Origin of the sequence: Apibacter adventoris (assembly GCF_002964975.1) — a bacterium.
Classification (GTDB): domain Bacteria; phylum Bacteroidota; class Bacteroidia; order Flavobacteriales; family Weeksellaceae; genus Apibacter; species Apibacter adventoris.
The window spans coordinates 328,517-341,436 of the sequence record NZ_PSZM01000046.1; the positions used below are offsets into that span (position 1 = coordinate 328,517).

The following is a 12,920-nucleotide window of genomic DNA, read 5'->3' on the forward strand; positions in this document are numbered from 1 at the left end:
TTGGAATAGAATATCAATGAATTTGTTAATTTTATAAATATTTATATTTAAAATATTAAAAATAAATATAAAAACAATAAATATAAAGCAAATATTGGGTTAAATATAAATACGAAAAACTTACTGCTATTTTAGTATAAAATTATGTATTTGATGAAAAAATTCTAAAACCGATTCTATAGTGTTTATTTTTTCTTTTTTAAGGTAAAGTAAAATTTCCTCATTCCCACTTTTTTGTTTGAGTGTTGCTTCTTTCGGATATTGCTGTAAGTATTCAATAATTTTTTTGAAAATCATTGAATTATAATAGGCAGATTGTGCATTAGAAGGAAAATAAGCTAACATGATTTTGTTTTTTAAAACTAATTTCTCTATTCCAATTTTTTTAGCTAATTCTTTAATACGTATACTATTTAATAAATCTTGAGTTTGTGGCGGAATTGGTCCAAAACGGTCTATAAGATTTTCTGAAAATTTTGAAAGATCTTTTTCTGTGTTTATTTCAGAAAGTTTTTGATATAAAGAAAATCTTTCCTCCACTTTATTTACATATTCATCCGGAATTAGTAATTCAAAATCAGAATCTATTTGAACATCGGAAATAAAATCCTTTGTTTCATTTTCTTCCTTAAAAAGGTCAGAAAATTCATTTTCTTTTAATTCTTCAATTGCTTCATTTAATATTTGTTGATAGGCTTCAAAACCTATATCTGCAAAAAAACCACTTTGTTCTGCTCCTAATAAATCTCCAGCACCTCTTATCTCTAAATCTTTCATTGCAATATTAAAACCTGAACCTAATTCAGAAAACTGTTCCAAAGCTTGTAATCTTTTTCGAGCTTCAGAAGTTAAAACATCAAAAGGCGGGGTAATCAAATAGCAGAAAGCTTTCCGATTAGATCTTCCTACGCGACCTCTCATCTGATGCAAATCTGCTAATCCGAATTTTTGGGCATCATTTACAAAAATGGTATTTGCATTAGGAACATCTAAACCGGATTCAATAATTGTTGTGGATAACAATACATCATATTCACCTTCCATAAATTTTACCATGACATCCTCTAATTTTTTGCCATCCATTTGTCCATGTCCTATAGCTACTCTGGCTTGTGGAATTAAGCGTTTTATCATACCCGCTAAGATATCCAGATTTTCAATTCTATTGTTTATAAAAAATACTTGCCCATTACGGTTAAGCTCATACATAATTGCATCCCTAATCTGTTCTTCGTTAAACCCTATGAGCTGGGTTTGTATAGGCTGACGATTTGGGGGTGGAGTTTTAATAACAGAAAGATCCCTTGCAGCCATTAAGGAAAATTGTAAAGTTCTGGGGATAGGAGTAGCCGTTAAGGTAAGGGTATCAACAGTAGTTTTTAAAGTTTTTAATTTATCTTTTACAGAAACTCCAAATTTATGTTCTTCATCTATAATTAATAATCCTAAGTCATGAAATTTAATGTCTTTGCCCACTAGTTGTTGAGTACCAATAATTATATCAATTTTCCCTTCAGTCAAATCCTTGATAATTTCTTTTTTCTGTTGAGTACTTCTGAAACGATTAAGATATTCTATTCTTACAGGAAACTCTTTTAAACGTTTACTAAAAGTTTTATAATGTTGCAGGGCTAAAATTGTAGTAGGAATCATAATGGCTGTTTGTTTCCCGTCTGTAGCGGCTTTAAAAGCTGCCCTTATTGCTATTTCTGTTTTTCCGAATCCTACATCTCCACAAACTAAACGATCCATAGCAATAGGTTGTTCCATATCTTTTTTAACCTCTTTTGTAGCTTTCTCTTGATCAGGAGTATCCTCATACATAAAAGAGGCTTCTAATTCATTTTGTAAATAACCATCAGGAGAAAAAGCAAAACCTTTTTTAGATCTTCTATCCGCATAGAGTTTAATTAAATCAAAAGCAACTTCTTTAACTTTTCTTTTTGCTTTATTTTTAAGATTTTTCCATGCCGGAGAGCCTAATTGATTTAAGGTGATTTGTGCGCCATCTTTGCCAGAATATCGAGATATTTTATGTAAAGAGTGTATGTTTACATATAATATGTCATTATTTTTATAAACTAATTTTATAGTTTCGTAAATCTTATCATCATTTTTAATTTTAACCAGTCCCATAAACTTACCTACGCCATGATCAATATGAGTAACATAATCGCCTACTTGTAAATCAGTAAGTTCTTTTAAAGTCAAGGCTTCGGATTTAGAAAAAGAGTTACGTAAGGTAAAACGATGGTATCTTTCAAAAATTTGATGATCTGTATAGAGTAGAAATTTTGTGTCTTTATCTATAAATCCTCGATGTATATTAGCATTTAATCCGGTAAAGTGGGAATTTTTTTCTTTTTCCTGAAATATTTCTTCTAGTCTTGCTTCTTGATTTTCTGAAGTAAAAGATATGTAATTTTTAAATCCTAATTTTTCTTTATCATGTAAATCATTTGCCAGAATATCAAATTGCTTATTAAAACTAGGCTGCTCATTTTGTGAAAGTATGATAGTTTTTTTATCAGGATAATAAGGCATAGAAGAAAATTCAACCCAAGAAAATTGGTTAATTTTTTGAAGTAATTCTTCTGAATCTATATAAAGTTGTTTTGGAGTACCTCTTTTTATGGTAGAATTTAATTCCTTAAAAATTTGATTTGCCAGATTGTTTTTTTCATTAATAATAGTATGGATTAGTTGTAAATCCTTGCTAAAAATAATTGTTTGTTTAGGAAGGTAATCAAAAAAAGGTATTTTACGAGTGTCATGATCCGGGTGATCAATATTAGGAATAATGATACATTCCTGGATTTTTTCTTCAGATAATTGACTTTCAATGTTAAATTTACGTATACTTTCTACTTCATTCCCAAAAAATCCTATTCTATAAGGCATTTCATCAGAATAGGAAAAAATATCAATAATTCCGCCCCTTACTGAAAATTCCCCTGGCTGAGTAACAAAATCTGTACGGGTAAATTTATAACTAAAAAGGACTTCATTTAAAAAATTAGTATCAATTTTATCACCTATCTTGATCGATTGACTTAATTCATTTAGGTTTATATTATTGATTATTTTCTCAAAAATTGCATCAGCGTAAGAAACAATATATTTAGGGCTGCTATTTTTAGATAATTGATTTATAACTTCTGTCCTTAATACTACGTTAGCATTCTGAACTTCCTCGGTCTGGTAAGGAATAAGATAGGAAGAAGGATAAAATAAAACATTTTCTTTTCCCAATATATCTTCTATTTCATCTAAGACATAAGCGGCTTCTTCTTGATTAGAAACAAGCATAAGTATAGGAATATTAAATTCCTTATATAAAAGAGAAGTTATAAGGGATGGATAAGATCCGCAAGCATTTTTTATGTTGAGATTGAAATGAGTTTGATTTATAGATGCATACAATTCTCTGCCTAAAATGCTATTTTTTAGGAGCGGGAAAATATTTTTCGGAATGAAATTTGTCATAAAAACAGAGCAAAGGTAAGGAATTGTTATATTTTGTTTGTTAAAAAAATATAGAAATGTTAGTAGTATGTTTTCCATATATATTTTATGGAGATTTTCAAGGAATGGCTGTTTTTCCTTTTATTTTTGTTCGATATAAATTTATGAGGAAAGATAAAGTTCTTGTTAATCATGAAAAAATTCATATCAGGCAACAACTAGAATTATTATGGATTTTCTTTTTTATTCTTTATTTTGCCGAGTTTTTAATTAAATTAATTAGGTATAAAAATTTAGATAAGGCATATAGGGAAATAAGTTTTGAGAAAGAAGCATATGCAAATGAGAAAAAAATATGTTATTTGAAACAAAGAAAATTTTGGCAATTTCTTTCATATTATTAGAATAACCAATAAAAAAGACGGAATATTATAATATTCCGTCTTTTTTATTGGTTATTTATTATTTATTCATAAAGCTTTAGGTATTGAGACGCTTTTAGATAGTATCCTTCAACTGCAACAATATGGTCACCCACTGTATTATAAAAGGTAACATTTCCACCATATTGGTTTTGTTGGTTTGCAAAATCTTTTGCATTTTGGTAATATACAGAAACATCGGATACTCCATGAATCATAATAAATCGACATTTATTTTTCCAAGGTTTTACACTATTTTCATCTAATATGGAATTCATGATTGCTAAATCAGGATCGGTGTCAAGATATTTAATAAATTTTTCTGTATAAATATCAGCAGGATTATGCGGGAAAAATTCGTTAACATAAACATATGTTCCATTAAAGTATGTTAAAGATTGAGTATCATAAGGAGGTTTAAGATAATCAGTGATCTTAATTTGTGGATATGCATTTTTTTTGTATCCCCAAAGTCCATAGCTTAAGAAAAAAGTATGTTGTGTATAGTTGGAATGACGAACAATATCGGCAATTTGTTTAAGATTGCACGGAGTTCCGCCTGTAAACAATAATTTGACTGTATATTTGTTAGATAAATCTGTTTCGATTTTTCTGGCTAAGGAAGCAGCTACATACCCTCCTAAAGAGTATCCTGTAATCATTAATTCTTTTTTATATCTATATCCATTTGCAGATAAAGTAGATTCTGCTGATTTTAGAAGATCAATGGTAGAATTTACCATTGCTTTAGAGTCTAAATAGGGGTGAAAACATTGTCCGTAAGAATCTCCAAAACCAGGGTAATCGGGAATAAGGACTGCAAATCCGGACTGGGCTTGTAAGGTCCAGAAATATAAATAGTTTAATTCATTGTTTCCGTCAATTAAAGATACTTTTTTAAAAGCAATTGATGGAGCTAAATTATTATAGGTGTAAGTGGGTGGAGTAGCTATAATAATTCGATAGTTTTTTAAATCGGTGAGGAGGTTTTTTTTAGGTACCAATAATACTCCGGAAGCATCTATGTATCTTCCTGAGCGATCAGGATGAGGGGTTTTGCATGTAACTTTTAAAGCAACTACACATGGATTGTTGTCTATAGCTTCTTTAGACTGAATGGAATTTTCAGATTTTACATTTAAGTCTACATTTGAAACTTCAATATTAGATTTTTCTAATTGAGATTTCATCAATTTCAAATCCGAATAACTAAAAGAATTTATTTCCTCTCCTTTATAGATTATTTTTTGATTGTTAGCATGTGTAGCATCGTTTATCTCTTCGTCATTGCTACATGAATTTGCTAATAAAGTAAAACTTATTATTGTAGTAAATAATAAAATTCTGTTAAAGTAATGTTTCATATATAATTATTTTATTTGTTAATGATATAAATGTAATAATTATTTGATTAAACAATATAAATTACATTTATTATTTTATAAAATATTAATTTACATCACTTTTTATATATTGATAAGATATAATTTTGCAGGATGATTATTGCAATAATGTAAATATAGGTACCTAAAAATCTATATATAATGAGTAATAATAAATGAAATCCGTATTTTTTAATTTATAAAAAATACAGGTTAATGAACGGGAAAATTAATAAGATTATAATTTTTTTATTTCTCCGTTATCGGAAACAATAACGTTACTTTTGGGGAAATCTTCTTTTGTTAAATTTTGTATATATTTTAACGCATGATTTTGAGGATCTATTTCAGGTCCTATTTCAGAGTCTTCAATTTGGAAAGTAGAAATTATTTTTCCGGATATGAAATTTCCCTTAGAATCCAAGGTAATTTTCAGAATAGGGGCTTTACCATTGGCTCCTTTTAAAACTAAATTACCAAAAGTTGCGAAATTCCCTAAACTATAAGCAATAAATTTATTTTTATATAATTCTACAGCTCTTGTAACATGAGGGCCACTACCAAAAACTATATCGGCACCGGCATCTATACATATATGAGAAAATTCTTCAACATTTCCCCGATTTTCCCCAGCATATGTTTCTTTTTTATGCGGAACGTGTTGATAAGCAGAACCTTCAGCGCCACCATGAAACATAACTATAATTATATCAGCTTGGGGTCTAACTTTTGAAATAATACGTTTAATATCAGAATAATCTTTTATGCTAACTAATCCAGGATTATGTCCGGCTCCAATAAAAGCATAACGAATCCCTTTTTTTTCTTTTATAGTATATTCACAGGTATTTAAAATTCCTGCATATTGAATTTTTAAGCTATCTAAATTTTTTTGAGTTTTCTTTCTTCCAATAACTCCAAAATCTCCACTATGATTATTAGCTATACTTAAAAAATCAAAGCCGGCTTCTTGTAAATATTTCCCATAAGAAGAAGGAGTACGGAAAACAAAGCATAAATTTGGATTGTTGCAATTTTTTGGAACGCCTCCTTTATCGAAAAGAGTTCCTTCTAAATTTCCTAATATAATGTCAGAATTATCTTTTAAAAACGGAGTTATTTTCTTTAAAATATTATCTTTAGGTAATAAGGATGAAGTAGGATAATTACTTCCTAACATTATATCACCAACAGCTGTGATTGTTACGGTATCTTGTTTGGTTAATGATTGTAGTGTGTCTTTTTTTTGAAGAACTTCAGTTTTTTCGGTTTTTCCTTTACAAGAAATTATTGAAAAAATAATAAAAAATGAAATGAATATTCTCAACATTAAAATTTTTATACTAAATAAACGATACTGATGAAAAAAATATATTATAAATGATCTCCATCATATTTTTTATCATTTTGACCAAATTTAAATATTCGCTTACTCCAATATAATAAAAACAAAAATATAGCCGATGCAAAAATCCAATCAATATAAGTACCAATAATTGGAAGTAATTTAAATGTCCATGTAAAAAACTTACCGATTCCAATAATTATTTCTGTCATGATTAAATGTATTTTTATTTTTACTTTTGTAACAAATATATAAAAATGTATTCAAACTCCTCACCTCGAAATTATATTTTTGTAATCTTAGGTCTATTTGCTATATTCTTAGGAGTTTTTTTTTATTTTTTTAATCTAAAAAATTATAATCAATCTTTTTTTTGGGAAATATTTATTATAAGTTGTCTATCTTTTATTATTAATATTGGAATTATAGTTTCAATCAATTTCAAAAATAAAACGAAATTACTTGTACTTATTATTTTTTCACTTTTATTTATATCTTCCTTACAAGTTTTCGAATTTATTACTTTAGGGATAGTATATTTACTTTTATCGGTAGTATCATCACTTATTTTAGGTACATTACCTATGTCTTCTTCTTTGAAATATTTTAATATAGGTATGTTAGTAACAATTTCATCTTTTTTATATTTTCCTACAGCCATTCTTCTTCTTTTATTTTTTATAGTTACGGTTTTATATTATGAAGAAAAGATCAATATTTCACAATACTTAGCAGGGATATTTGTTACCTTAATTCTCATTATTGAAATTATGTATCTTACCGATCAATTCTATAGGATCTTAGATTGGGTAAATCATTTTGAATTTCCTCAATTTCATTTTGAATATCAAATTCCTATTTTAATTGTTTTGGCATTTATTTTAATTTATGGTTTTGTTAATCAATATACTAATAAAAAAGATATTCATGATTTAAAAATCTTAAATGGCTATTCGGTTTTACTTCTTTATTTATTTTCCTGGATTGTTATTTATGCTTTTTTTATGGGAGAAAATTATGGATTACTTCTTTTTGTTAGTTTACCTATCAGTCTAATCGTATCTAAATCTTTATAGGGATATTTTTTGTATTGTTGGTTTTTTATAAAAAAGGTTAAACTTTCAATCATAATTCCTACATATTCATATTAAGAAATAACATATTAAAGCATTTTTTATAATAGTTGAAGATATATTCTTGAATAAAATAGATATTCATTAATCCATCTATCACAAAAATGAATCAAATGTTCATTTTCATTGTATATAAAAAGAAATTAAATATAACTTTATTAACAAAAAAATATAATAATAAAAATAAAAGTTCCTAATTTCAAATCACTTATTTCCCACAACTTTTTTAGATCTTAAGTATTTTAAGATAATCAAAAAATTCTGATTATGAAAACCTATTTTTCTTTGAAAATTATCAAAAAGAAATTTACTTGATATTTTATGTAGTATATGTAAAGATAAAACAGGCTTTTTTCGTTAAATTAGCAAAAAAATATATTAAAAGTCAAAAATCTAGAATGAGTAAAGGAATTCAGGAAACCCCATTAATGAAGCAATATAATTCTATAAAAGCTAAATATCCGGATGCTATATTACTTTTTAGAGTAGGAGATTTTTATGAAACTTTTGGAGAAGATGCTATAAAAGCAGCAGGTATATTAGGAATTGTTCTTACTAAAAGAGCCAATGGAAAAGCCACCCATATAGAATTAGCAGGTTTTCCACATCATTCTTTAGAAGTTTATTTGCCAAAATTAGTGCGTTCAGGGTTGCGGGTAGCAATTTGTGATCAATTAGAAAATCCTTCTTTAGCTAAAGGAATTGTAAAAAGAGGGGTAACGGAATTGGTAACACCAGGAGTAACCTTTAACGATAAGGTATTAGAAGCCAAAAGTAATAATTTCTTACTATCAATACATCAAGAAAAAAATCTGTATGGTATGGCTTTGTTGGATGTGTCAACGGGTGAATTCTTGGTCACAGAAGGAGAAATAAGTAAATTAAAACATTTGATAGATAACTTTAAACCTACTGAAATTATTTATCAAAAAAGGATTTCATTACCCATTAAAATACAATCTTATTCTTTTCAATTAGAGGACTGGGCATTTCAATATGACTATGCCTATGAGAAATTAACTAATCATTTTAAAACTCATAATTTAAAAGGTTTTGGGGTAGAGGCTATGAAACTAGCAATCATAGCTTCAGGAGCTATTTTTGCTTATCTAACAGAAGATACTCATCATAAATTACTAGATCATATATCAAATATACAAAGGCTTCCGCAAGATAATTTTGTTTGGATGGATGATTTTACCATTCGTAATTTAGAATTGGTTGGAAACGCAGATTCACAATCTGTATCTCTTTTAAAGATTTTAGATAAAACCCGAACGAATATGGGAGGACGTATGCTTCGGCGCTGGATTTTAATGCCTTTGAAAGAAATAGAAACTATAAATAATAGATTGTCTATTGTAGATTTTTTTGTAAAATCAACCGATATATCTTATAGGATTGAAGAAGAGTTAAAAGGAATTTCAGATGTGGAAAGATTATTGGGGAAATTGGCAGGAGAACGTATAAATCCTAAAGAATTAGGCTATTTAAGGGACTCTTTGCAACATTATGAAAAGATTGAAGAAATACTAAAAAAAGATAAAAAATTCACATTTACATATTTAGGCGAATTTAAAGATTTGCAAAAAATTAATTTTTTATTAGCAAATCACATAAAGGAAGACTTGCCGGTAGCATTGGCTAAAGGAGAGGTGATAAAAGAAGGGGTGTCAGAAGAACTGGATAAATTAAGGGCAATTAAAAATCACAGTAAAGAGTATTTAGATAATTTATGCCTAAGAGAATCTGAAAGAACTGGCATTCCGAGTTTAAAAATAGATTTCAATAATGTATTCGGGTATTATTTAGAAGTTAGGAATACTCATAAAAGTAAAGTTCCTCCGGAATGGGTAAGAAAACAAACTTTAGTAAATGCAGAACGTTATATTACAGAAGAACTAAAAGAATATGAATCTCAAATATTAGGAGCAGAAGAAAAAATAGCATTATTAGAAGGGAATTTGTATATAGAATTATGTTCTCAGATTAAAGAACAACTAGTAGATATACAGTATAACACACGCATCATATCTATATTAGATATACTTTTAACTTTTGCAAATGTAGCTTTGGAAAATTCTTATACCCATCCACATTTAAATGAATCTAGAATAATAGATATTACAGAGGGTAGGCATCCCGTTATAGAGAAGCAATTACCCTTAGGAGAATCTTATATTGCTAATTCTGTATATATAGATGATGAGAAGCAACAGATACTTATGATAACAGGACCCAATATGGCAGGAAAATCGGCTTTATTACGACAGACTGCCCTTATTGTCATAATGGCTCAAATAGGGAGTTTCGTGCCTGCTAAAAATGCAAACATAGGAATCGTAGATAAAGTGTTTACCCGAGTGGGAGCTTCTGATAATTTATCTAAAGGAGAATCTACTTTTATGGTAGAAATGAATGAAACAGCAAGCATATTAAATAATATATCAGATAGAAGTTTAATTCTTTTAGATGAAATCGGAAGAGGTACCAGCACTTATGATGGAGTTTCTATAGCCTGGGCAATTGCAGAATATCTGCATGAACACCCAACCCGTCCTAAAACACTTTTTGCTACACATTATCATGAATTAAATGAAATGGCGAATTCTTTTGACAGAATCAAAAATTTTAATGTAAGCATTAAAGAATTAAAAGATACAATTGTTTTTTTAAGGAAATTGGTGCCGGGAGGAAGTGAACATAGTTTTGGTATTCATGTAGCCAAATTAGCAGGTATGCCTGTTAAATTAACACATAGGGCAGAAGAAATATTAAAAACCTTAGAAAAAAATAATTCAAGAAAAGAATTGAAAAACCGTACAAAAAACTTAACAGAAGAAAATATGCAGTTAAGCTTTTTTCAATTAGATGATCCGATTTTAGAAAATATACGAGAAGAAATTATAAAAACTGATATAAATTCATTAACTCCAATTGAAGCCTTAATGAAATTAAATCAGATAAAAAAAATGATTGGAGGATAAAATAGTTAAAGAATTGATATTTTTAATAATTCGATTTAATAAAAGTTTATATATATATTAAAGTATAAGGCAAAAAAACAGGCTGCCTTTAATGTAAATAAACAGCCTGTTTCTTTTATAAAGAAAAAAAAACAACAATTATTTTATTTGAGATATTTAGCAAAAAATCCCATCATAGTTTTATAAAGTTCAATACGATTATCTTCATGTCCAAAACCATGCCCTTCGTTATATTTTACCATATAAGGAACCTCATATCCTTTATTTCTTAGATTTTTAACAATTTGATCAGATTCATTAATATTCACTCTTGGGTCATTGGCTCCCTGAATAACAAATAAAGGTTTTTTAATTTTATCGATATTTAAAGCAGGAGAAACCTCTTTCATTATTTTCTGATCTTCTTCACTATCAAAATCATACCATTGCTCTTTAAACTGTCCCATATAAGGTTTCCAGTATGGAGGAAAAGAATTAAAAAATGTAAATAAATTTGAAACTCCTACATAATCTACTCCGCAGATATATAAATTAGGAGTTTTTACAAGGCTTCCTAAAGTAGCTAATCCTCCGTAGCTTCCCCCATAAATTGCTATTTTGTTTTCATCAATAAAATCTAAGCTTTTAGCATATGCTACTCCATCTTCCAAATCATTCAGCATATTACGTCCGATTTGTTTACTTCCTGCCAATAAGAAATCTTTTCCATATCCGCCGGAACCTCTGTAATTAATTTGGAGTGTAGCATATCCTCTACTGGCAAATAATTGGGTTTCAGGATTGAAATGCCATTCGTCCCTAGGCCCATAAGGTCCCCCGTGAGGGTTTACAATTAAAGGTACTTTGTTGTTTTTAGAGGTTTCTTTAGGAATAGTTATATATCCGTGTAAAGTTAGTCCATCTCGTGATTTAAAGGTCACAGGACGCATTTCTGCCATATCTTGCTCTTTAAGATTAGGCATTAGATCCATTAAAAGACTTACTTTATCTGCAGTAATATCATATAAATAATATTTTCCATATAATTTGTCACTTCCAACATAAATAAGATATTTATCTTCTTTGTCTGTTTTGTTTACCGGTGTGAAAAAATATCCGTTAAACTGCTTTTCTAATTTACTATATATTTTTTTAAATTCAGGACTTACTGCAATTATTTCAGGTTTTTCACCGGTAAAAGAGATATAATCTAACTCATAATTTCTTTTACGGGAAAAAGAAGCATCAGAAACATCATAGGTAGGATCATTATAAATCTTTTTAATTTCTTTATTGTTTTTAAGGTCAAAAAGTAATATTTCGGTTTTATCGCTATTTAGATTTGACGCCACATAAGCATAATCTGGGTTAGAAGATTGGTAGTCAAACTCTAATATGTTAAAACTATCTTTCCATGTGGTAGTAACAACTTTATTGAAAGGAGATTTATCATTGGTCCTGTAGTATAAGGAATATTCCGTTCCGTTTTGTTGTTGGGTATAAGCTCTTAAATTTCCGTCCTTATCAAATTCATATCCCATAATAGGAGTGGAAATATCTTTATTTTCAAATAATTTGACCAATTCTCCTGTTTTTATATTCAGCTTATAAGGTTCAAATATTTGAGGATTATCTTTATTCATCATAATAATCACATAATCCGGTTGTTCCTTAAGCACTCGTAGAATTTCTACACGCACATTATCAAAAGGAGTGAGTGCCTTATTATTTTCACCGGTAAGATCTACGGCAAACAATTGGTAATTTTCATTTCCTCCTTGATCTTGAATATAAATAAGCCGTTCATTATTTACCCAAGCATATCCTCGTATCAGTTCCTCTTTTTCTTCCAGTATTCTTTTTACTTCGTTATTAGAGGTATTCTTAACATATAGATGATTTTTACCTTTTTCATCTTTCTCTCGGTAAGAAAAATATTTTCCATCCGGAGAGAACTTAAATCCGGACTGTTTAGGTTTCGACCAATAATCTTCAACACTATATTTATAGTTCGATTTATCATAGCTTGCTATTTTTTGAAGTTCTTCTTTACTGGAGGGTAAAGAAATATCGCCAGGGAGTTCCTTTATTTCCTGACTATTATATCCAACAGTTGTTGCCATGGCTATACAAATTATTAATTTTTTCATTTCATAGAGGTTTTAATTAATAAGTTGTTAATTTAGTATTTTTTGTTACAATTAATT

The 12,920-nt window shown here is 28.5% G+C and carries 8 protein-coding genes; 3 read left to right on the forward strand and 5 right to left on the reverse strand.

All coding sequences use genetic code 11. From position 1 onward, the window contains the following. Positions 1 to 126: 126 nt before the first annotated feature. Entirely contained in the window at positions 127 to 3,486 is a 3,360-nt protein-coding gene (gene mfd / locus C4S77_RS11930; RefSeq protein ID WP_105247725.1) for a transcription-repair coupling factor, read from the reverse strand. A 56-nt stretch (positions 3,487 to 3,542) separates the two neighbouring features. Between mfd and C4S77_RS11935 the strand changes: the two genes are divergently transcribed. Further along, the gene (locus C4S77_RS11935) at positions 3,543 to 3,869 is read left to right on the forward strand and encodes a hypothetical protein (RefSeq protein WP_105194273.1); all 327 of its coding nucleotides are present in this window, start codon (positions 3,543 to 3,545) and stop codon (positions 3,867 to 3,869) included. Positions 3,870 to 3,931: 62 nt separating this feature from the next. On the opposite strand, the gene C4S77_RS11940 is transcribed toward C4S77_RS11935, so the two are convergent. The 3 genes from C4S77_RS11940 to C4S77_RS11950 form a co-directional block, all read right to left on the reverse strand. Further along, complete coding sequence (locus C4S77_RS11940) at positions 3,932 to 5,251, reverse strand: alpha/beta hydrolase family protein (protein WP_105247726.1); 1,320 nt, start codon at positions 5,249 to 5,251, stop codon at positions 3,932 to 3,934. Between the two features lie 256 nt (positions 5,252 to 5,507). Further along, positions 5,508 to 6,599 carry a CapA family protein gene (locus C4S77_RS11945; protein ID WP_105247727.1) on the reverse strand — a complete coding sequence of 364 codons (1,092 nt, stop codon included), beginning with the start codon at positions 6,597 to 6,599 and terminating at the stop codon, positions 5,508 to 5,510. A gap of 44 nt (positions 6,600 to 6,643) precedes the next feature. Further along, positions 6,644 to 6,826: a hypothetical protein gene (locus tag C4S77_RS11950; protein WP_105194270.1), complete on the reverse strand. Its 183-nt coding sequence runs from the start codon at positions 6,824 to 6,826 to the stop codon at positions 6,644 to 6,646. A 45-nt stretch (positions 6,827 to 6,871) separates the two neighbouring features. Between C4S77_RS11950 and C4S77_RS13245 the strand changes: the two genes are divergently transcribed. Further along, a complete protein-coding gene (locus tag C4S77_RS13245; protein WP_221405131.1) occupies positions 6,872 to 7,690 on the forward strand; it encodes a DUF6427 family protein in 819 nt (272 codons plus the stop codon). Between the two features lie 455 nt (positions 7,691 to 8,145). Continuing rightward, a complete protein-coding gene (gene mutS / locus C4S77_RS11965; RefSeq protein WP_105247824.1) occupies positions 8,146 to 10,734 on the forward strand; it encodes a DNA mismatch repair protein MutS in 2,589 nt (862 codons plus the stop codon). A gap of 143 nt (positions 10,735 to 10,877) precedes the next feature. On the opposite strand, the gene C4S77_RS11970 is transcribed toward mutS, so the two are convergent. Then, positions 10,878 to 12,863, reverse strand: coding sequence for a S9 family peptidase (locus tag C4S77_RS11970; protein WP_105247730.1), 1,986 nt, complete (start codon positions 12,861 to 12,863; stop codon positions 10,878 to 10,880). Positions 12,864 to 12,920: the final 57 nt, after the last annotated feature.

Excerpts from the sequence above, each read along its gene's own strand:
- C4S77_RS11970 (WP_105247730.1), bottom strand. The coding sequence starts at position 12,863 with ATGAAAAAATTAATAATTTGTATAGCCATGGCAACAACTGTTGGATAT.
- mutS (WP_105247824.1), top strand. The coding sequence starts at position 8,146 with ATGAGTAAAGGAATTCAGGAAACCCCATTAATGAAGCAATATAATTCT.
- C4S77_RS13245 (WP_221405131.1), top strand. The coding sequence starts at position 6,872 with ATGTATTCAAACTCCTCACCTCGAAATTATATTTTTGTAATCTTAGGT.
- C4S77_RS11950 (WP_105194270.1), bottom strand. The coding sequence starts at position 6,826 with ATGACAGAAATAATTATTGGAATCGGTAAGTTTTTTACATGGACATTT.
- C4S77_RS11940 (WP_105247726.1), bottom strand. The coding sequence starts at position 5,251 with ATGAAACATTACTTTAACAGAATTTTATTATTTACTACAATAATAAGT.
- mfd (WP_105247725.1), bottom strand. The coding sequence starts at position 3,486 with ATGACAAATTTCATTCCGAAAAATATTTTCCCGCTCCTAAAAAATAGC.
- C4S77_RS11945 (WP_105247727.1), bottom strand. The coding sequence starts at position 6,599 with ATGTTGAGAATATTCATTTCATTTTTTATTATTTTTTCAATAATTTCT.
- C4S77_RS11935 (WP_105194273.1), top strand. The coding sequence starts at position 3,543 with ATGTTAGTAGTATGTTTTCCATATATATTTTATGGAGATTTTCAAGGA.